This is a genomic window from Variovorax sp. V118 (assembly GCF_041154445.1).
GTDB classification, from domain to species: Bacteria; Pseudomonadota; Gammaproteobacteria; order Burkholderiales; family Burkholderiaceae_C; genus Variovorax; species Variovorax boronicumulans.
On sequence record NZ_AP028663.1, the window covers coordinates 3,753,312 to 3,771,720 of the forward strand.

Consider the following 18,409-nt stretch of genomic DNA (forward strand, 5'->3'; position numbering starts at 1 on the left):
TCCTTTTTTTGAAATGGGTGCGCGCTCGCCTACCAGGCGCCGATGAGGATGCCGGCCGCCAGCTCGCGCTCGTTCCAGCGCGCGATGTCCTCGGGCGCCACCGTGGGAAAGCGCCGCCGCTGGCGCAGCCAGTCGAACAGCAGGCCCAGCATCTGCTCGCGCACCGCGGCCAGGGCCGGGTCGCGGCCCAGGTCGGCCAGCTCGTCGGGGTCGGCCTGCATGTCGAACAGCTGCGGCGGCAGGTCTTCGAAGTGCACGAACTTCCAGCGGCGCGTGCGCAGCATCGTCATGTGGCAGCGCTCGACGGGCTGGGCCAGCGGCAGGCGCACCTCGTCGCGGAAGGCGAAGCTGTTCTCGCACACCACCAGGTCCTTGCCGGCCGCGCCGGCGTGGCCGTGCAGCAGCGGGCGCAGCGACTGTCCTTCGAGCCATTCGGCCGGCTGCGGCAGGCCCAGCGCGTCGAGCATCGTCGGCACGAGGTCGATGCACTCGACCAGCGCGTCGCTCACGGTGCCGCGGCGCGCGTCGGCCTCGGCGCGCGGGTCGACCACGATCAGCGGCACCTTCACGATCGGGTCGTGGAACAGCTCCTTCTCGCCCAGCCAGTGGTCGCCCAGGTAGTCGCCGTGGTCGCTGGTGAAGACCACCAGCGTGTCGCGGTCCAGCCCCTGTTCGGCCATGAAGGCGAAGAGCCGGCCGAGCTGGTCGTCGACCTGCTTCACGAGCCCCATGTAGGTCGGCACCACGGTATTGCGCACCTCGTCGCGGCTGAAGTTGCGGCTCACGGTCTCGCGCCGGAAGCCCTCGACCACCGGGTGGGCGTCGACGCGCTCGGCCTCGCTGCGCACCACCGGCCGCATGTCGTCGGGCCCGTACATCGCGTGGTACGGCGCGGGCGCCACGTAGGGCCAGTGCGGCTTGATGTACGACAGGTGCAGCACCCAGGGCGCGTCGCCGGCCTCGCGCATGAAGTCGATGGCGCGGTCGGTCGTGTAGGGCGTCTCGCTGTGCGCGCCGGCGATGTGCGCGGGCCGGTCGGCCCAGCGCATCTGCCAGCCGCTCAGGATCTCGCCGTCGGGGCCGCGCCCCGAATTGGCGAAGTCGTGCCAGGGGTTGTCGGAGTCGTAGCCCTGCGCGCGCAGCCAGTCGCAGTAGGCATTGCCCGTGACCTTGAAGCCCGGCGGCCAGATGCCGTCGTCGCGCGCATAGGGCTCGAAGCCGCCTTCCATCGCGAGCCGGCCCGCGCCCTGCGTCGGGTCGATGCCCAGGCGGTGGGCGCCCTCGGTGTCGGCCTCGACGTGCGTCTTGCCGACCAGCGCGCAGCGCACGCCGTGCGGGCGCAGGTGGTCGCCCAGCGTCTTCTGCCCCACCGACAGCGGCACGAAGTTCCACATCGTCCCGTGGCTGCTGACATAGCGCCCGGTGTAGGTCGACATGCGCGAGGCGCCGCAGACCGCGCCCTGCGCATAGGCATGGCTGAAGCGCACGCCGCGCGCGGCCAGCGCATCGATGTGCGGGGTCTGCAGGCGCGGGTGGCCGTAGCACGAGAGGTGGTCGGCGCGCAGCTGGTCGCACATGATGAACAGCACGTGCCTGAGCGGCGCGGGGGAAGTCTTGTCGGTCATGTCGGAAGGCGTCAGCGTGTCTTGGGGAACAGTCCCTGCGGCCGCAGCACCAGCACCGCGAGGAACACGAGATGGCCGAACCAGATGCCCCAGCCCGGATCGATGCGAAAACCGATCTGCTGCGCGATGCCCAGGATCATGGCGCCGGCCAGCGTGCCCCAGAACGAGCCCATGCCGCCGATGATCACGGCCTCGAAGGCAAACAGCAGCAGCAGCGGACCGTCCGACGGCGACACCGTGGTGCGCATGCCCTGCAGCGCGCCGGCGATGGCGATCAGCACGAAGGCGATGCCCGTGGCCAACGCATACACCTGCTTGGCCTTGAGCCCCATCAGCTCGGCGATCTCGCGGTCGTCGGACACCGCGCGGAAGGTGCGGCCCAGCGGCGTGCGCGTGAACATCCACTGCATCGCGCCCGTGGCCGCCACCGCGACCGCCAGGATCACCAGCGGCAGCGCCCCCAGCGCCAGCGTGTCGCCCAGTGGCACCGAGGCGGTGGCGAGCGCACCGACCTCGATGGCGCGCGGATCGGCCGAGAACAGCTCCAGCAGCAGGTTCTGGATCACGATCGACAGGCCGAAGGTCACGACCAGCGAGGGCAACGGGTCCTTGCCCAGCGTGCCGTTGAGCACGTGGCGCTGCAGCAGGTAGCCAAAGCCGAAGGCCAGCGGCAACACCGCGAGCACCACCCCCCATGGCACAGATGCGCCGGTCATCGAGACACCCGCGATCACCGCGAAGGCGCCCAGGATGATGAAGTCGCCCTGCGCCGTGTTGGTCAGCCGCATGACGCCGAACATCAGCGACTGGCCGAGCGCGAACAGCGTGTAGAGGCCGCCGAGCAGCACGCCCTGGAGCAGGGTTTCAAGCATGGTGCTCCTCGATGCCGAAATAGGCTTGCGAGATCTGCTCGGGCGTGAGTTCGTCCGAGCGCCCCGTGAGCGACACGCGCCCGTCCTGGAAGCAGTACACGCGCTGCGACACCTGCCGCGCCATGCGCACGTCCTGCTCCACGATCACAACCGTCATGCCCTCCCCCGTGATGGCCGGCATGGCCGCGTAGATCTCGCGGATGACGACCGGCGCCAGGCCGAGCGAGAGCTCGTCGCACAGCAGCAGCTCGGGGTTGCTCATGAGCGCGCGGCCCAGCGCCACCATCTGCTGCTGCCCGCCCGACAGCGAGGTGGCGGGCTGGCGCCGCTTCTCGGCCAGGATCGGGAACAGGCCGTACAGGCGCTGCAGGTTCCACGGCCCCGCGCGGCGCGGCGTGGCGCCCATCAGCAGGTTCTCTTCCACGCTCAGGCTCGGGAACAGGCGCCGGCCTTCGGGCACCATCGCCAGGCCGCGCCGCACGATCTCGCCGGGCGGCAGGCCGCCGATGGGTTCGCCCTTGAAGCGGATCGCGTCGGAGGGCGCGCGCAGCAGCCCCGTGAGGCTTTTCAGAAAGGTCGACTTGCCCGCGCCGTTGGCGCCGATGACCGCCACCAGCTCGCCCGCCGACAGCGTGAAGTCGATGCCGAACAGCGCCTGCGCATCGCCGTAGAAGGCCTGCAGGCCGTGGGTGTCGAGCAGCGCGGTCATGCCTCGATCCCCATGTACACGCGCCGCACCTCGGGGTCGTTCATCACCGCGCGCGGCGCGCCTTCCGCGAGTTGCTGCCCGAAGTTGATGACGAACAGCCGGTCGGCCAGCGACAGCAGCGCATGCACCACGTGCTCGATCCAGATCATGGTCACGCCGCGCGCCTTGATGCGCTTGAGCTCCGTCACCAGCACCGCCGCCTCGGGCTCGGTGAGCCCGCCCGCGATCTCGTCGAGCAGCAGCAGGCGCGGCTTGGTCGCGAGCGCGCGCGCCAGCTCCAGCCGCTTGCGGTCGAGCAGCGTGAGCCCGCCGGCCGGCTTGTTCGCGTGCGGCGCCAGCCCGGTCTGGGCCAGCACCTCGTGCGCCGTCTCCCAGGCCTCGCGCTCGGCCTGCTGGCCGCCGAAGCAGGCGGCAGTGACGAGGTTCTCGAACACGCTCATGTGGCCAAAGGGCTGCGGCACCTGGTAGCTGCGGCCGATGCCGGCGCGGCAGCGCTGGTGCGGGCGCAGCCGCGTCACGTCGCGGCCCGCGTATTCCACGCGGCCGGCGTCGACGCGCGCGTCGCCCGAGATCAGGTTGAACAGCGTGGTCTTGCCCGCGCCGTTGGGCCCGAGGATGCCCAGCGTCTCGCCCTCGGCCACCGCCAGCGTGATGCCGTCGGTGACCTTGAGCGCCCCGTAGGACTTGCTCACGCCGTGCAAGGCCAGCAGCGTCATGGCAGCCGTCACTCAGAGCAGGCGCAGCGCGCCGCCGGTGGGGATCGCCTTCGCGGCCTCGTTGTTCACCAGCGTCAACTCCACCTTGCGCTGCTTGCCCTTGCCCCACTGGCCGAGCACCAGCGGCGTCTTGCTGACGTTCTTGAACGGGCCTTGGCCGCCCCACTTCACGGGGCCGACCACGGAGTTGATCGAGGTCGCGGCCACGGCGTCGCGCACGTCGCCGGCCTTCAGCGACTTCGATCGCGACAGCGCGTTCGCCGCCACCTCGAACAGCGCATGCGCGAAGCCGATGGGCTGCGTCCACTGCTTCTTGGTGCCAGCCTCGTAAGCCTCGGCCAGCGCCTTGGCGCTTTGCTGCGTGAGGCTGGAGCTGAAGGGATGCGACGGGCTCCACCACACCTCGGTCGACAGGCCCTCGCCCAGGTCGCCCAGCGCCTCGATGGCGCCCGGGAACAGCAGCGCCTTGCCGAGCGTGATCACCTTGGGCCTGAACCCCTGCTGGCGCGCCTGCGTGAGGAAGGTCTTGGCGTCGGGCGGGATCACCACGCCGGTGACGATCTCGACGTTGTCGCGCTTGAAGGCCGCGATCTGCGCGCTGAAATCCTGCGTGCCGTTCTGGAAGCGACCGGGGTCGGTGAGCGTGAAGCCCATCTGCGCGAGCGGCTTGGGAAAGCCCAGCTCCTTGTCGCCCCAGGCGTTGCCGTCCCCATCGTTGGGGAACAGGCCGCCGACCTTCTTGTTGGTGGCCACGGTCTTCCAGCCGTTGGTGAAGGTGGCGATGACATCTTCCAGGCCCCAGAACAGGTGGTAGGTCCAGTTGAAGCCCTTGGCCGGATCGCCCTTGCGGCCGAAGAACCAGGGCTGCCACGGCACCACGCTGGAGATGCAGGGCACCTCGTTGAGTTCGCAGGCGTCGCTCACCGGGTTGGCGGTCTCGGGCGTGCCGGCCGTGAGCACCAGCGCGACCTTGTCCTTGAGGATCAGGTCGTTCGCCACCTCGCCCGCGCGGTTGGGGTTCGACTGGCTGTCCTTGAGCACGATCTGCACGGCGTACTTCTTGCCGCCCACGCTGATGCCGTCCTTGAAAGCGGCCTTCATCTGCTCGATCACCCACTTGTCGGCCTCGCCGAAGGGCGCGAGCGGCCCGGTCTGCGGCGACACGTAGCCGATCTTGAGCGTGTCGGCGGCGAACACCAGCGGCACGGCGCCCGTGGCGGCAAGCGCGGCGGCGGCCTGCGTGAACTGTCTGCGGTTGAATGTCATGGCTGTCTCCTTCGTTGTTCGTGTGTGTCTTCGATGCCCGCGCCGTGGCCTAGCCCGGCGGCTCGCCGTCGAAGGCGCGTTGCAGCAGCGCGCGGATCGCGTCGCGCTCGGCCGGGCCGAAGGGCCGCGGGTTCCAGTACGGGTTGGCAACGGCGATGTCGGCCGCGCGGTCGAGGTCGGCGGCGCGCATGCCGATGTCCTTCAGCGCCACCGGCGCGCCGTTGTCGCGCGCCAGCGCAAAGACCGCCGCCGGCGCCGACACGCCGCCGAGCGCGCGCGCGATGCGCGCCATGGCACGCGGCGCGGCCTGCGCGTTGAACGCGAGCGCATGCGGCAGCACCACCGTGTGCACCTCGGCGTGCGGCAGGTTGAAGCTGCCGCCCAGCGTGTGGCACAGCTTGTGGTGCAGGGCCATGCCCACCGCGCCGAGCACGCCGCCGCACAGCCAGGCGCCGTACAGCGCGTCGGAACGGGCGGCCAGGTCGTCGGGCAGCAGGCGGATGGCGGGCAGCGCGCGGGCGAGAGCGGCGATGCCCTCCTCGGCCATCAGGTCCATCACCGGGTTGCTGTCCTGCGCGTACAGGCCTTCGGCCGCGTGCGCGATGGCGTTGATGCCGCTGGTCACGCTCAGGCCCACGGGCAGCGTGCGCGACAGCTCGGGGTCGTAGATCACGGTGCGCGGCAGCACGCGCGGGTCCTTGCCGGTCTTCTTCAGGCCGTTCTCGGTGAGGCCGTAGATCGGCGTCATCTCGCTGCCCGCGTAGGTGGTGGGAATGGCGACGATCGGCAACCCGGATTCCAGCGCGATGGCCTTGCCCAGCCCCGTGGTGGAACCGCCGCCCAGCGCCACGGCGCAGTCGGCGCCGAGCCGGCGCGCCAGGTCGCGCGCCTCGCGCGCCGTTTCCACGGGCACGTGCATCACGGCACGGTCGAACAGGCCGGCCGCCTGCGCACCGAGCGAGGCCGCCACGCGCTCGGCCTGCGGGCGCTGCTCGGGCGTGCACAGCACCAGCGCTTTCTTCGCGCCCAGCGCATCGATCTCGCGCGCCAGGTGGCGCAGCGAACCGGCGCCGAACACCACGCGCTGCGGATGGGTGGTGTGGATGAAGTCGTGCATGGCGCGCTCCTTTTCTTTCTGGCTATTCGAGGCTCAGGCGGCGCTCGCGCACCAGCCGGGCCCACTTGTCCTGCTCGGTGCGCAGCACGGCGGCGAACTGCTCGGGCGTGTTGGCGATGCCGGTCAGGCCCTGTTCGCGCAGCCGCTGCTGGAACGCGGGCTCGGTCACGATCTTTCGCACCTCGGCCTGCAGCCGGTCGACCACGGCGCGCGGCGTGCCGGCCGGGGCCAGCAGGCCGACCCAGGAGTTCACCTCGAAGCCGGGATAGCCGCTCTCGGCCACGGTCGGCACATCGGCATAGGCGGCCACGCGCTGCGCGCCGGTCTGGGCCAGGGCGCGCAGCCGGCCCGCGCTGACATGCGGCTGGGCCAGCACGGCCGAGAGGAACATCATCTCGACCTGCCCGCCCAGCAGGTCCTGCTGGGCCGGACCACCACCGCGATAAGGGATGTGCGTGACGAAGGTGCCGCTCACGGCCTTGAAGTACTCGGCCGTGAGGTGGTTGCTCGAGCCCGGCCCGACGCTGGCGTAGTTCAGGCGCCCCGGCTGCGCCTTGAGCAGGCCGACGAAGCGCACGAAGTCCTTCGCCTCGACCTTTGGGTTGACCACCAGCACCAGCGGGTTGCTCGCCACCTGCGTCACGGGCTGCAGGTCTTTGGCGATGTCGAAGCTCAGCCTCGGATAGACCAGCGGGTAGGTCGCGTAGCTGTCGAACACCATCAGCAGCGTGTGGCCGTCGGGCGCCGCGCGAGCCACCTCGGCGCCCGCCAGCGTGCCGCCGGCGCCGCTGCGGTTGTCCACGATCACGGTCTGGCCGAGCGCGGCCTGCAGGCGCGGCTGCAACTGGCGCGCGACGGTGTCGACGATGCCGCCCGGCGGAAAGCCGACGACCAGCCGCACCGGCTTGGTCGGCCAGGCCGGTGCCTGGGCCTGCGCGGCCATGCCCCACAGCAGCGTGCAGGCGACCAGGGCCCGGGAAAGGATCGAGAAAGACATCGTGTGCGCCCGTCGGGTTGGAAAGAAAAATGGAAAACGTCAGCGCACGAAGTGCGGCGGAATCTGCGCGTCGACGTTGACCCACACGCTTTTCACCTGCGTGTACTCGCGCATCGCGTCGAAGCCCATCTCGCGGCCGTAGCCGCTCTGGCCCACGCCGCCGAAGGGCGAGCCGGGGTTCACGCGCTTGTAGCTGTTGATCCAGACCATGCCGGCGTGCAGGTCGCGCGCCACCTTGTGGGCGCGCTGCAGGTCGCGGGTCCACAGGCCGCTGCCCAGGCCGTAGTCGGTGCCGTTGGCGATCTGCATCGCCTCTTCGTCGCTCTTGAAGGTGAGCACGGTGACGAAGGGGCCGAACACCTCTTCCTGCGCCACGCGGTCCTGGTACGACCGGGCGCGCACCACGGTCGGCTGCACATAGCAGCCCTGCGCCAGGTCGCCGCCGGGCGCGCCGCCGCCCGCCAGCACTTCGCCGCCCTGCGCCTGCGCCACCTCGACATAGCTCAGCACGCGGTCGCGGTGCTGGGCACTGGTGAGCGGGCCCATCTCGGTGGCCTCGTCGAGCGGGTTGCCCAGGCGGATGGATTGGGCCAGCGGAATGAACTGCTCGAGGAAGGCGTCGGCGATCTTCTCGTGCAGCATCAGCCGCGAGCCTGCGATGCAGGCCTGACCCTGGTTGTGGAAGATGGCCCAGGCGCTGCCGTTCACGGCAGCCTGCAGGTTGGCGTCCTCGAACACGATGTTGGGGCCCTTGCCGCCGAGTTCGAGCTGCACCTTCTTCAGGTTGCCCGCGCTGGCCTGCACGATGCGCCGGCCGGTGGCGGTGCTGCCGGTGAAGGCGATCTTGGCGATCTCGGGATGCTCGGCGATGTACTGGCCCGCCACGCTGCCCAGGCCGGGCAGCATGTTGACCACGCCGGGCGGCACGCCGGCCTCGGCCATGAGTTCGGCGATGCGCAGCGAGGTGAGCGGCGTGATCTCGGCCGGCTTCATCACGATGCAGTTGCCGGCCGCGAGCGCGGGCGCCATCTTCCAGCTCGTGAACATCAGCGGGAAGTTCCACGGCACCACCTGGCCGACGATGCCGACCGGCTCGCGCAGCGTGTAGTTGAGAAAGCCCTCTTCCACCGGAATGGTCTCGCCCTGGAACTTGTCGGCCATGCCGCCGAAGTAGCGAAAGCACGCGGCCGTGCGCGGCACGTCGAGCCGGCGCGAGTCGCGGATCGGGTGGCCGGTGTCCAGCGATTCGAGCCGCGCGAGCTCTTCGCCGTTGGCCTCGATGAGGTCGGCCAGCTTCAGCAGGATGCGCCCGCGATCGGCGGCGGCCATGCGGCTCCACTTGGGGAACGCGCGCTTCGCGGCGGCCACGGCCTTGTCGACGTCGGCCTTGCCGGCCAGCGCGACCTGGGCGATGGGCGTGTTGTCGTGCGGGTTCAGCGTGGCGAGCGTCTCGCCGGATTCGGCGTCGACGAAACGGCCGTCGATGAAAAGCTGGTGGCGGATGGAAAGAGCGGGCATGGGTTCTCCTCGCCCTCCCCGCGCGGGGAGGGCTGGATGGATGAATGGCGGAAAGAAAGAAGAGGCGGCGGCGGGCCGGCCGCTCAGAACTCGACCGGAATCTCGGGCGACTCGCCCTTCTGGATCTCGTAGACCAGGCTGGGCGAGCCGTTCTCCCACACCAGCAGCATCGAACGCTTGGGACTGAAGCCCTGGTGGCGGCAGTAGGCGGGCATGGCGGCCATGTCGCCGGCCTTCATGATCACGCGGGCCATGGGCTTGCCGGTGTTCTTGTCGCCGCAGTCCCAGTGGATCTCGTCGGTCATCTGGAAGAACCACTCGACGCGGTCGTTGCCGTGGATGATCGGCAGGATGTGCTCCTCGGTCGTCGGGCACATGTAGCTGTGCTTCACCACCGAGGTGAAGCTCGGGTTCCACGTGACCTGCGAACGGCTCAAAAAGCCGAAGAGGTTGAAGGCGTGCACCTCGTTCTCGAAGCCCGGCTCGGGGTGCAGCTCGGGCTGGCCCTGCGGCACGTCGGCGAAGGCGCGGTTGACGGGCGCGCCGCGTGCGTCGCTGCGCAGGTCGAGGTCGCCCTTCAGGCCCACGCAGCGCTTGGCCAGCTCGCGCGCCCGGGTGATCTTGGCGGTGTTGTTGCCACTCTTGCGGCCGTAGGGCGAGCCGGTTTCCTGCGGCGCGGCGAAGGGGTCGAAGGCCTCGTTGGTCCAGTCGTCGAGCATGGCCTCGAAGGTGGCGCGGATCTGCGCCGTGGGGAAGTTCTCGAGCAGGTCGATGCCCGCGTCCTTCATGGTGCCGTTGAAGCTGCCGGCGTACAGGTCGACCGAGTCGTAGTGGTTGATGGTGCCGAACACGTTGTCGAAGTTGACCCAGCCGTAGAAGAAGCCCCAGGCCACGTCGCGCATCAGCGCACGCAGGTAGTTGCCGGCGTCCATGGTGTGGCTCATGGGCCGGCCGTCACGGGTCTTCCAGGTGATGTGGGCAAAGTACTCGTCCCGGCGGAAGCCGAAGCTGCCGAGCGAAAAATCCTTGTAGCCGAGCGTGGCATCGGGCTGCGATGCGATGACCTTGGCGAGTTCTGCGGGTGCGTTCATGGTGTGGCTCCTGGATGGCTTGTTCAGTGCGTCTGGCAGATGTCGGCCCACTTCTCCACCGAGAGGTCGCCTTTGCAGGTCTGCAGCACGATCACGCCGGGGTCGCCGGCCACGCGGAACTGATAGGCGGTGTTCTTCGGCAGCAGGCCCTGGTGGCCGCGCGAGAGCTTCATCCAGCCCATCTTCTTGCCCTGCGGCTCGCCCTTCACGCGCACCGCGCCGTTCTTCTCGGTGTCGGCCACGGCCTGGGCCGCATCGAGCTGCACGAGGTGCACCTCGATTTCGCCGTCCATCACCAGCGCGAACTCGTCGTGGGCGCAGGTGAACCAGGGCGAGGTGCCTTCGGCGCGCAGCGTTTCCAGCACGTAGATCTGGTTCTGGCCGAACACGACCTTCTCGTAGGGCTGGCTGATGCTGGCGATCTCGAAGCAGTTGGAGAACGCGTAGTGGCGCACGTCGTCGTCGATGGGCTCGACGTGGCCTTTCTCGAAGTGCTTGAGGGACCCGAAGCGGGTCTGGTATGCGACGGTCATGGGTGTCTCCTGAGGTGCCGGACGGTGCAGCGTGGTGGCTGCGATGTGTGCACTGTAGGAAACGGGGGGCGTGAGCGGTAGGCCCGAAACGCGGGCCGCATTGTTCGGCAAATCCGTTCAATGCACAGGGTTTACCCCGGAACGGACCACGTTCGCGTCAGGCGTCCCAGATCAGGCCCGGCGGCAGCAGGCCGCGCTCGATCATGGCGGCGTCCCACGGCGGCACCTTCGAGAACGCCTGGGTCAGGTGCTCGATGAACAGGCGCAGCTTGAAGGCATTGCGCGAGGTGCCCGCGTACACCGCGCTGAGCGAAAACGATGACAGCTGGTGCGCCGGCAGCACCACCTCCAGGTCGCCGCGCAGGATCGCCTCGCCGGCCACCAGCGTCGGCAGGCAGACGATGCCGGCGTGCTCCATGGCGTACTCGCGCAGCAGGTGGACGCTGTTGGTGAGCAGCGCCGCGCTCATGTACAGCGTGACCTGCTCGCCGGCATGATGGAAGGTCCAGCGGTCGCGCGTGGGGTAGCCCGAGTACAAGCCGAGCGTGTGCTTGTGCAGCTCGCGCGGGCTCGTGGGCCGGCCATGCGCGCGCAGGTACTCGGGCGTGGCGCAGAACACGCGGCGCACCGGGAACAGCGGGCGCGACACCAGCTCGGTCGATGCCGCCGGAAAGATCTGCAGCGCGCAATCGACGCCCGCCTTCACCGGGTCGACCACCGCGTCGCTCACGATGAGCTCCAGGTGGATGTCCGGAAAGCTCACCTGGAAAGCGCGCAGCAGCGTCGCGAAATGCCCCAGCACGAAGCCCGTGAGCGCATGCACGCGCAGCGTGCCGGTGGGCCCGTCCTTGGCGTCGCGCATCTGGTCCATGATGTCGTTGGCCCGGCCGACCAGCTCGACGCAGTCGCGCAGGAAGGCCTGCCCCACGTCGCTGAGCCGGACCACGCGCGTGCTGCGGTGGAACAGCGGCGCGCCGACGTGGTCCTCGAGCTGCTTCACGCGGCTGGTCACCACCGATTTCGACACCCGCAGCTGGCGCGCGGCTTCGGCAAAGCTCTGGGTCTGTGCGACCCGCACGAAGGTCTCTATGTTCTCGAGGCGGTCCATGGGGCATGCAATGTAGCGGTTGCGCGGCGGCGGCCGGTCGGCCGCACGGGTGTGAAGTACTGCGCAATCCCGCTCGGAGATTGACCGCACCCTTCTCAATTCGCCCACAAATGTGAGCATTTCCCTGTGAGATTGTTAATACGGCAACTATTGTCCTGCCCCGAAGCACCCCGGGTGCACAAGAAATCGAAGCAGGGAGTTCCCATGACCAAATCCACGATCACCGTGATGCTCGCGCTGGCGGCATCCGTTCTCATGAGCGCCTGCGTGCACCACCACGCGCCGCCGCCGCGCGCGGAGCCCGGGCCGGCGCACAAGGGCGGCAACTTCTGCCCGCCGGGCCAGGCCAAGAAGGGCAACTGCTGATCGCCCGCCATGCTGAACCCGTTCCTGCGTGACATGACGCCCGACGAACTGCCGACCGGCACCGCGCGGCCGGCCTACATCGCCCTGATGCCCGTGCTGGCCTATGTGCTCGTCGCCATCGCCTTCCTGAGCATGTCGGTGGTCGTGCCGAGCCTGCTCGTGGCCTGCCTGTTCGCGACCGCGGCAGCCATGTCGCTGGGCGCGGGCGTGGTGCTCGGCATGAGCATCTGGATCTTTCCGCAGCTGTCGAGCTGAGGGCCGCACGCGATGAGTACTTCCAACGCCTCCGTCTTCCGCGTCCAGAGCTGGCGCACGACCCTGCTGGCGGCCTCCGTGGTGCTGCTGATCGTGATGGCACTGCTCATGAAGTGGCTGGTCGAGCTGCAGGTGGAAACCGCGCAGGAACGCCAGCTGCGCGAAGCCGTCGCCCGCGAGGCGGACGCACGCTGCTTCGTGCTGCCCACGCGCCAGGAGGTCGACACCTGCCGGGCCGTCAACGCGGCGGGCCTGACGCCCTGACCGGCTCGCCGCTCAACCGAAAGTGAACGCGTAGGCCTGCGCGCCGGCGTCGAGAAACTCGATCTCGAACAGCCGCTCCCTGCCGCTGCCCGCCGACTGCCGCACCAGCTGGTACAGCTTCTGCGCATCGACCACGCCGTGGCCCTGGGCATCGGTGTCGGCGCCGTGGTCCGCCAGCGGCGGCTGGCCGTCGACCCGCACCGTGAAACGCACCGGCTTGCCGTCGGCCATCGGCCCGAGCACGAGGTGCAGGTCGCGCGCCTTGAAGCGGTAGGCGATGCGACCGTGGGCCTGGTTCAGCACGGCCCGCTCGCCCTCCACCGTCCAGTCGCCGCCCAGCGACCACTGGTTGGTGCGCAATGAGGAAGCCATGGGTTCGTAGGCCTTCGCACGGTCGCGCGCGATGCCGCCGGGCGACGCGAAACCGTGCGCCCGCGCATGGCCCAGGTAGGTTTCGCCGGACTGCGCCGGTTCGGCGCCGGGTGCGGCCTGGGTGCCCTGCCCCTGCGGCGCCACCAGCCCGGCGGCGACCTGCGCCTGCCCGGCCTCGGCCAGCAGTTGCTGGATCACCTGCTCGGCCTTGTCGTAGCGGTTCTCGCCGAACTGGTGATGACGGATGCGCCCCTGCGCATCGACGAAATAGAACGCCGGCCAGGCCTGGTTGTCGAAGCCGCGCCAGATCGAAAAGTCGTTGTCCAGCGCCACCGGGAACCCGATGCCCAGGTCTTTCACAGCCTTGCGCACGTTGGCCGGGTTCTTCTCGAACGCGAACTCCGGCGCATGCACGCCCAGGACGACCAGGCCCGCGTCCCTGTACTTCTCGGCCCAGGCACGCACGTAGGGCAGCGTGCGCAGGCAGTTGATGCACGAGTAGGTCCAGAAGTCGACCAGCACCACCTTGCCGCGCAAGGCCTCGGGCGTGAGCGGCGCCGAGTTGATCCACTCGGTCGCGCCGGCCAGCGACGGCAGGCGGCCCTCGACGCGAAGATCGCGCGCGGGCACCGGGCGGGTGTCCGCGACGCGCACGAAGCCAGTGTCTGCGCGCTGTGCCTGCGGCGCGTCTTGGCGCAACGTGTCCACCAGCGCCTGCTCCAACGCCGACGTGGTGCCCAGCGACAGGCGCGCGAGCCAGCCGGTGTCCAGCCCCAGCGCGATGGCGCCCACGCCGGCGAGCACCGCGGCACCGGCGAGGCGCCGCACCCCGTCGCCGGTCGGCAGCGTGCGCTTCAGCGCCGACAGCAGCCGGCCGCCGGACAGCAGCGCCACCGCGAGCGAGGTGCACGCGCCGGTCGCATACGCGAGCAGCAGCAGCGAAGTGCCGACGCTCGCGCCGTTGAGCGCCGCGCCCGTCAGGATCAGCCCGAGGATCGGCCCCGCGCACGGTGCCCAGAGCAGGCCCGTGCCCACGCCGAGCCACAGCGGCGAGAACACCGAGGCCTGCGGCTCATCAGACGTGCGGGACATGCGCTGGCCCAGCGCCACCAGCGACCGGCTCAGGCGCTCGGCCACGCGCGGGAACAGCAGCGTCGCACCGAACAGCGCGAGCAAGGCCATGGCCGCGTAGCGCCCGTATTCGTTGAGCGTGACGATCCAGCCGCCGCCCACCGCGGCCAGCGTGGCGACCACGGCGAAGGCCAGCGCCATGCCCACGAGCATCGGCAGGCCGTGCGAGCGGAAGGGCCGGTCGGCGCGTGCGAACACGAAGGGCAGCACCGGCAGGATGCAGGGGCTCAGGATCGTGAGCACCCCGCCCAGGTAGGCGATGAAGAGGATGAGCATGGGGATGTGAAAGATGGGGGTCGGGTTCAGCGGGCGGGCGCGGTGGCCAAGGCCAGCCGCGCCTCGAGCCCGCCTTCGGGTCGGTTGTGCAGCGTGAGCTCCGCGCCCATCGCCATGGCCAGCTGGTGCGCGATGGCCAGGCCCAGGCCGGTGCCGCCGGTGCTGCGGTTGCGCGAGCTTTCGACGCGGTAAAAGGGCTTGAGCACCGCGTCGAGCTCGTCGGGGGGAATGCCCGGGCCGTTGTCGAGCACGCTCACCACGAGGCGGCCGCCCTCGCCGTCGGTTTGCACGCGCAGCGTCACGTCGGAGCCGAACTTCAGTGCGTTGTCGATCAGGTTCATCAGGATGCGGCGCAGCGCATTCGGGCGGCTCACGATCGGCGCGCCGGCCCGGCCGTCGAGCCGCACCTGCTGGCCCACGTCTTCGTAGTCGGCCACCATGCTCTCGAACAGCGCGTCGGCGTCGATGCGCAGCGGCGGCTCGGTGGCGCCGTGCAGCGTGCGCGCATAGGTCACGCCTTCGCGCACCAGCGCGTTCATGGCGTCCAGGTCCTGGCGGAATTTCTCGCGGTCGTGCGTGTCGTCCATCAGGTCGGTGCGCAGGCGCATCCGCGTGATGGGCGTCTGCAGGTCGTGCGAGATGGCCGCCAGGATTTCGACGCGCTCCGCCATATAGCCCGCGATGCGCTGCTGCATCGCGTTGAAGGCGCGCGCCGCGTGCGCCACTTCGGTCGGGCCCTCTTCCGCCAGCGTGCGGCCTTTCAGATCAGGGCCGAGCTGGTCGGCCGCGGCGGACAGCTGCGCGAGCGGCCGCGTCACCAGCCGCACCGCGACCCAGGCGCACACGGCCAGCACCAGCAGCTGGCCCACCAGCAGCCACATCACCCAGCCCGACACCGGCATGCCCACGCGCATGGCGTGCACGACCACGGACGAGCCGTCGCCCAGCCGCACCTCGATCTGCAGGCCTTCGGGCGGCCAGGCCACCTCGCCGACCTTGACGACCGGGAACGGGCGCATCGCGTCGACGATGGCCGCGGCAAACTGCTGCGAAGCCTCCGAGCGGGGCGCGCTGCCCTGCGCATTGCCGCCCAGCACGAAGCGGTAGTTGCGCCGTTCCAGCCGGTCGAGCCAGCCGGCGCGCTCCGCCGCGGGGAGCCGGTCGAGGATGGCGACCGAGCTCGCGATGTCGCGCTCGATGCCGATCATCATCAGCTCGCGAAGCGCCATGTTCCGCTCGTAGCGGATCGCCGCGAAGGTGAGCAGCTGCGCGATCGCCAGGCCCACCACGATGATCAGCGTCACGCGGGAGAACAGCGAGCCGGGCAGCAGCCGGCGCCAGCGCGGCGCACTACCGGTCGGATTCGCAACGGGATTCGCGGAAGTGGACATGAACAGCTTCTTCAGTCAGGCGGCGTGGCGATGCGTCATCGGCGCAGCGGGCTCACACCAGGTGGATGGCAACGTCGATGTTGCCTCGGGTCGCCTTGGAATAAGGGCAGGTCTGGTGCGCGGCCTCGGTGAGGGCCTGCGCCACCTCGCGGTCCAGGCCCGGCAGGCTCACGTTCAGGCGCGCCTGCAGAAAGTATTCGCCGCCGGCGGTGCCCAGGTCGACCTCGGCATCGACGGCCAGGTCGGGCGGCAGCGCGACCTTCATCTTGCCGGCCGCCTTGCCCATCGCGCCGATGAAGCAGGCCGACCAGCCGGCCGCGAACAGCTGCTCGGGGTTGGTGCCGGTGCCGGCACTGCCGGGCGACGAGAGCTTGATGTCCAGGCGGCCATCGGAGCTGCGCGCCTCGCCGTCGCGGCCTCCCGAGGAGGTGCGGGTCTTGCCGGTGTAGAGGACTTTGTCGATGCGGGTCATGAAGGTTCCTTGAATGCAGGGTGGTTGGAAAACGCACGGATTGTTGGGCCGCCCACCCCCTGCCGGATCGCCTTCTGTATGCCTGTGTATCTGGCCCGTACATCCACACACTACGTTTCCACGGCCACCCCCGGCACGCCGCCGGAACGCTACATTGCGGCTGCGGCGCCGTGCCGCCAATGCCTCTCCTGCCATGACGCCCAAGACCTCCGACCACATCCTCATCGTCGACGACGACCGGGACATCCGCGAACTGCTCACCACCTACCTGGTGAAGAACGGCCTGCGCGTGGTCGCGGTGCCCACCGGGCGCCACATGCGCGCCGCGCTCGAGGCGTCGGGGCCCTTCGACCTGATCATCCTGGACCTGATGCTGCCCGGCGAAGACGGGCTCACGCTGTGCCGCGACCTGCGCACCGGCAAGTACAAGGCCACGCCCATCCTCATGCTGACCGCGCGCAGCGAGGAAGCCGACCGCATCCTGGGCCTGGAGATGGGCGCCGACGACTACCTGGCCAAACCCTTTTCCGCGCGCGAGCTGCTGGCGCGCATCCGCGCCGTGATGCGGCGCACGCGCATGCTGCCGCCCAACATGGGCACCGTCGAGCCCTCGCAGAAGCTGGGGTTCGGCGAGTGGCAGGTCGACACGGTGGCGCGCCACCTGATCGACGACGCCGGCGTGATGGTGGCGCTGAGCGGCGCCGAGTATCGGCTGCTGCGCGTGTTCCTGGACCACCCGCAGAAGGTGCTCAGCCGCGACCAGCTGCTGAGCCTGACGCAGGGGCGCGAAGCCGAGCTCTTCGAGCGCTCCATCGACCTGCTCGTGAGCCGGCTGCGCCAGCGCCTGCGCGACGACGCGCGCGAGCCGCGCTACATCAAGACCGTGCGCAGCGAAGGCTACGTGCTCGCTTCGGCGGTCGAAGCGAGAGACTGACCGACGCCACGCTCTGGCACTGGGTCGGGTGGCGCGCCTCGTGCGCGAGCCCGCCCGCGAAGAACAGCAGCGCGAACCAGAGCTTCTTGAATCCGCGAGGGCGCGTCATGGGGATTTCCTTCGGGCAATGAGTGGATGACGGGCGGATTGTTGGCCGCCCGCGCGCCGCGCAACGGGCATTGCGTATGCCTGTGTATCCCGGCCCGACATCGACACACCACGTTTCGTCGAGGTGCCTTCGCGCGCCTGCGTTTGAAATTTAGTGTGGCCGGAACCGGCGCGGATACAGAGGCATACACAAGCCGATCAGCAGGTGGGTTTCCCCCCGAACAATCGCGCCGTCCCCCCTTCGCATCCCAGGAGATTTCCATGACCGCCTCCCCCTCGCTGCCACGCCGCGCGTTCCTCGGCAAGGCCGCGCTCGGCCTCGCCGCCACGCAGCTCACATCGATCGTTCCCGCCTTCGCCCAATCCGCCGCCACAGGCGGCGCCCGTCGCCTCGAACCCCTCAAGAGCATCGACGCCGGCAGCCTGCGCATCGGCTACTACGAGGCCGGCCCGGCCGACGGCGCGCCGGTGATCCTTCTGCACGGCTGGCCCTACGACATCCACATGTTCGTCGACGTCGCGCCGCAGCTGGCCGCCGCGGGCTTTCGCGTGATCGTGCCGTACCTGCGCGGCTACGGCACCACCCGCTTCCTGTCGGCCGACACGCCGCGCAACGGGCAGCAGTCGGCGGTGGCCGTCGACATCATTGCGCTGATGGACGCGCTGAAGATCCCCGTCGCCACCGTGGCCGGCTGCGACTGGGGCGCGCGCACCGCGTGCATCATGGCCGCGCTGTGGCCCGAGCGCGTGAAGGCGCTGGTGTCGGTCAGCGGCTACCTCATCGGCAGCCAGGAGGCCGGCAAGGCGCCGCTGCCGCCGCAGGCCGAGCTGCAGTGGTGGTACCAGTACTACTTCGCGACCGAACGCGGCCGCGCGGGCTACGAGAAGAACCGCCACGACTTCGCCAAACTCATCTGGCAGCTCGCCTCGCCGAAGTGGAACTTCGACGCCGCCACCTTCGAACGCAGCGCCGTCGCCTTCGAGAACCCCGACCACGTGGCGATCACGGTGCACAACTACCGCTGGCGCCTCGGCCTGGCCGAGGGCGAGGCGAAGTACCAGGCGCTGGAGAACCGGCTCGCCCAGGCGCCGGTGATCGATGTGCCGACCATCACGCTCGAAGGCGACGCCAACGGCGCGCCGCACCCGGAACCCAGCGCGTATGCGAAGAAGTTCTCGGGGCGCTACGAGCACCGGCTGGTCAGCGGCGGCATCGGCCACAACCTGCCGCAGGAGGCGCCCGAGGCGTTCGCGAAGGCGGTGATCGACGTGGCGCGCGGCTAAGCCG

The 18,409-nt window shown here is 69.8% G+C and carries 19 protein-coding genes; 5 read left to right on the top strand and 14 right to left on the bottom strand.

Going from position 1 to position 18,409, the window contains the following annotated elements:
• Nucleotides 1–29: 29 nt before the first annotated feature.
• From ACAM52_RS17475 to ACAM52_RS17525, 11 genes are all read right to left on the bottom strand, one after another.
• Nucleotides 30–1,625: a sulfatase-like hydrolase/transferase gene (locus ACAM52_RS17475; protein ID WP_369644121.1), complete on the bottom strand. Its 1,596-nt coding sequence runs from the start codon at nucleotides 1,623–1,625 to the stop codon at nucleotides 30–32.
• Nucleotides 1,626–1,636: 11 nt separating this feature from the next.
• On the bottom strand, nucleotides 1,637–2,497 hold the full coding sequence (locus ACAM52_RS17480; protein ID WP_095949975.1) for a branched-chain amino acid ABC transporter permease: 861 nt from the start codon (nucleotides 2,495–2,497) through the stop codon (nucleotides 1,637–1,639).
• Entirely contained in the window at nucleotides 2,490–3,206 is a 717-nt protein-coding gene (locus ACAM52_RS17485) for an ABC transporter ATP-binding protein (RefSeq protein WP_369644122.1), read from the bottom strand. Before ACAM52_RS17485 ends, ACAM52_RS17480 begins: the two co-directional genes overlap by 8 nt.
• The gene (locus ACAM52_RS17490; protein WP_369644123.1) at nucleotides 3,203–3,922 is read right to left on the bottom strand and encodes an ABC transporter ATP-binding protein; all 720 of its coding nucleotides are present in this window, start codon (nucleotides 3,920–3,922) and stop codon (nucleotides 3,203–3,205) included. Before ACAM52_RS17490 ends, ACAM52_RS17485 begins: the two co-directional genes overlap by 4 nt.
• A gap of 12 nt (nucleotides 3,923–3,934) precedes the next feature.
• A complete protein-coding gene (locus tag ACAM52_RS17495) occupies nucleotides 3,935–5,188 on the bottom strand; it encodes an ABC transporter substrate-binding protein (RefSeq protein WP_369644124.1) in 1,254 nt (417 codons plus the stop codon).
• A gap of 49 nt (nucleotides 5,189–5,237) precedes the next feature.
• Nucleotides 5,238–6,305 (bottom strand): maleylacetate reductase, encoded by a 1,068-nt coding sequence (locus ACAM52_RS17500; RefSeq protein ID WP_369644125.1) that lies wholly within the window; start codon nucleotides 6,303–6,305, stop codon nucleotides 5,238–5,240.
• 22 nt (nucleotides 6,306–6,327) lie between these two features.
• Nucleotides 6,328–7,302 (bottom strand): tripartite tricarboxylate transporter substrate binding protein, encoded by a 975-nt coding sequence (locus tag ACAM52_RS17505; protein ID WP_369644126.1) that lies wholly within the window; start codon nucleotides 7,300–7,302, stop codon nucleotides 6,328–6,330.
• Between the two features lie 39 nt (nucleotides 7,303–7,341).
• Nucleotides 7,342–8,805, bottom strand: a complete 1,464-nt coding sequence (locus tag ACAM52_RS17510) for an aldehyde dehydrogenase family protein (RefSeq protein ID WP_062479615.1) — start codon at nucleotides 8,803–8,805, stop codon at nucleotides 7,342–7,344.
• A 98-nt stretch (nucleotides 8,806–8,903) separates the two neighbouring features.
• Complete coding sequence (locus ACAM52_RS17515; RefSeq protein ID WP_070059783.1) at nucleotides 8,904–9,911, bottom strand: hydroxyquinol 1,2-dioxygenase; 1,008 nt, start codon at nucleotides 9,909–9,911, stop codon at nucleotides 8,904–8,906.
• 23 nt (nucleotides 9,912–9,934) lie between these two features.
• Complete coding sequence (locus ACAM52_RS17520; protein ID WP_369644127.1) at nucleotides 9,935–10,444, bottom strand: hydroxyquinol 1,2-dioxygenase; 510 nt, start codon at nucleotides 10,442–10,444, stop codon at nucleotides 9,935–9,937.
• A 157-nt stretch (nucleotides 10,445–10,601) separates the two neighbouring features.
• Nucleotides 10,602–11,552, bottom strand: a complete 951-nt coding sequence (locus tag ACAM52_RS17525; RefSeq protein WP_369644128.1) for a LysR family transcriptional regulator — start codon at nucleotides 11,550–11,552, stop codon at nucleotides 10,602–10,604.
• A gap of 204 nt (nucleotides 11,553–11,756) precedes the next feature.
• Between ACAM52_RS17525 and ACAM52_RS17530 the strand changes: the two genes are divergently transcribed.
• Genes ACAM52_RS17530 through ACAM52_RS17540 form a run of 3 tightly spaced genes read left to right on the top strand, consistent with a single transcriptional unit; the run spans nucleotide 11,757 to nucleotide 12,437 of the window.
• Complete coding sequence (locus ACAM52_RS17530) at nucleotides 11,757–11,918, top strand: hypothetical protein (RefSeq protein ID WP_169805078.1); 162 nt, start codon at nucleotides 11,757–11,759, stop codon at nucleotides 11,916–11,918.
• A gap of 9 nt (nucleotides 11,919–11,927) precedes the next feature.
• On the top strand, nucleotides 11,928–12,173 hold the full coding sequence (locus ACAM52_RS17535; protein ID WP_369644129.1) for a hypothetical protein: 246 nt from the start codon (nucleotides 11,928–11,930) through the stop codon (nucleotides 12,171–12,173).
• Between the two features lie 12 nt (nucleotides 12,174–12,185).
• Entirely contained in the window at nucleotides 12,186–12,437 is a 252-nt protein-coding gene (locus tag ACAM52_RS17540) for a hypothetical protein (protein ID WP_062479609.1), read from the top strand.
• Between the two features lie 12 nt (nucleotides 12,438–12,449).
• Here the strand turns inward: ACAM52_RS17540 and ACAM52_RS17545 are convergent, their stop codons facing one another.
• The 3 genes from ACAM52_RS17545 to ACAM52_RS17555 are packed head-to-tail and all read right to left on the bottom strand — an operon-like array spanning nucleotide 12,450 to nucleotide 16,079.
• Nucleotides 12,450–14,216, bottom strand: coding sequence for a cytochrome c biogenesis protein DipZ (locus ACAM52_RS17545; protein ID WP_369644130.1), 1,767 nt, complete (start codon nucleotides 14,214–14,216; stop codon nucleotides 12,450–12,452).
• 26 nt (nucleotides 14,217–14,242) lie between these two features.
• Nucleotides 14,243–15,607 carry an ATP-binding protein gene (locus ACAM52_RS17550; protein ID WP_369644131.1) on the bottom strand — a complete coding sequence of 455 codons (1,365 nt, stop codon included), beginning with the start codon at nucleotides 15,605–15,607 and terminating at the stop codon, nucleotides 14,243–14,245.
• Between the two features lie 52 nt (nucleotides 15,608–15,659).
• Nucleotides 15,660–16,079, bottom strand: a complete 420-nt coding sequence (locus ACAM52_RS17555; RefSeq protein ID WP_307589588.1) for an organic hydroperoxide resistance protein — start codon at nucleotides 16,077–16,079, stop codon at nucleotides 15,660–15,662.
• 193 nt (nucleotides 16,080–16,272) lie between these two features.
• Between ACAM52_RS17555 and ACAM52_RS17560 the strand changes: the two genes are divergently transcribed.
• Together ACAM52_RS17560 and ACAM52_RS17565 are read left to right on the top strand one after the other, a co-directional pair.
• Complete coding sequence (locus ACAM52_RS17560; RefSeq protein WP_062470956.1) at nucleotides 16,273–17,013, top strand: response regulator; 741 nt, start codon at nucleotides 16,273–16,275, stop codon at nucleotides 17,011–17,013.
• Nucleotides 17,014–17,382: 369 nt separating this feature from the next.
• On the top strand, nucleotides 17,383–18,405 hold the full coding sequence (locus tag ACAM52_RS17565; protein ID WP_369644132.1) for an alpha/beta fold hydrolase: 1,023 nt from the start codon (nucleotides 17,383–17,385) through the stop codon (nucleotides 18,403–18,405).
• Nucleotides 18,406–18,409 lie beyond the last annotated feature (4 nt).

What these genes read in the sequence shown, in the direction of transcription:
- ACAM52_RS17560 (WP_062470956.1), top strand. Translation starts at nt 16,273, where the DNA reads ATGACGCCCAAGACCTCCGACCACATCCTCATCGTCGACGACGACCGG.
- ACAM52_RS17520 (WP_369644127.1), bottom strand. Translation starts at nt 10,444, where the DNA reads ATGACCGTCGCATACCAGACCCGCTTCGGGTCCCTCAAGCACTTCGAG.
- ACAM52_RS17550 (WP_369644131.1), bottom strand. Translation starts at nt 15,607, where the DNA reads ATGTCCACTTCCGCGAATCCCGTTGCGAATCCGACCGGTAGTGCGCCG.
- ACAM52_RS17505 (WP_369644126.1), bottom strand. Translation starts at nt 7,302, where the DNA reads ATGTCTTTCTCGATCCTTTCCCGGGCCCTGGTCGCCTGCACGCTGCTG.
- ACAM52_RS17515 (WP_070059783.1), bottom strand. Translation starts at nt 9,911, where the DNA reads ATGAACGCACCCGCAGAACTCGCCAAGGTCATCGCATCGCAGCCCGAT.
- ACAM52_RS17480 (WP_095949975.1), bottom strand. Translation starts at nt 2,497, where the DNA reads ATGCTTGAAACCCTGCTCCAGGGCGTGCTGCTCGGCGGCCTCTACACG.
- ACAM52_RS17555 (WP_307589588.1), bottom strand. Translation starts at nt 16,079, where the DNA reads ATGACCCGCATCGACAAAGTCCTCTACACCGGCAAGACCCGCACCTCC.
- ACAM52_RS17565 (WP_369644132.1), top strand. Translation starts at nt 17,383, where the DNA reads ATGACCGCCTCCCCCTCGCTGCCACGCCGCGCGTTCCTCGGCAAGGCC.
- ACAM52_RS17535 (WP_369644129.1), top strand. Translation starts at nt 11,928, where the DNA reads ATGCTGAACCCGTTCCTGCGTGACATGACGCCCGACGAACTGCCGACC.
- ACAM52_RS17495 (WP_369644124.1), bottom strand. Translation starts at nt 5,188, where the DNA reads ATGACATTCAACCGCAGACAGTTCACGCAGGCCGCCGCCGCGCTTGCC.
- ACAM52_RS17485 (WP_369644122.1), bottom strand. Translation starts at nt 3,206, where the DNA reads ATGACCGCGCTGCTCGACACCCACGGCCTGCAGGCCTTCTACGGCGAT.
- ACAM52_RS17500 (WP_369644125.1), bottom strand. Translation starts at nt 6,305, where the DNA reads ATGCACGACTTCATCCACACCACCCATCCGCAGCGCGTGGTGTTCGGC.
- ACAM52_RS17490 (WP_369644123.1), bottom strand. Translation starts at nt 3,922, where the DNA reads ATGACGCTGCTGGCCTTGCACGGCGTGAGCAAGTCCTACGGGGCGCTC.
- ACAM52_RS17540 (WP_062479609.1), top strand. Translation starts at nt 12,186, where the DNA reads ATGAGTACTTCCAACGCCTCCGTCTTCCGCGTCCAGAGCTGGCGCACG.
- ACAM52_RS17475 (WP_369644121.1), bottom strand. Translation starts at nt 1,625, where the DNA reads ATGACCGACAAGACTTCCCCCGCGCCGCTCAGGCACGTGCTGTTCATC.
- ACAM52_RS17530 (WP_169805078.1), top strand. Translation starts at nt 11,757, where the DNA reads ATGACCAAATCCACGATCACCGTGATGCTCGCGCTGGCGGCATCCGTT.
- ACAM52_RS17525 (WP_369644128.1), bottom strand. Translation starts at nt 11,552, where the DNA reads ATGGACCGCCTCGAGAACATAGAGACCTTCGTGCGGGTCGCACAGACC.
- ACAM52_RS17545 (WP_369644130.1), bottom strand. Translation starts at nt 14,216, where the DNA reads ATGCTCATCCTCTTCATCGCCTACCTGGGCGGGGTGCTCACGATCCTG.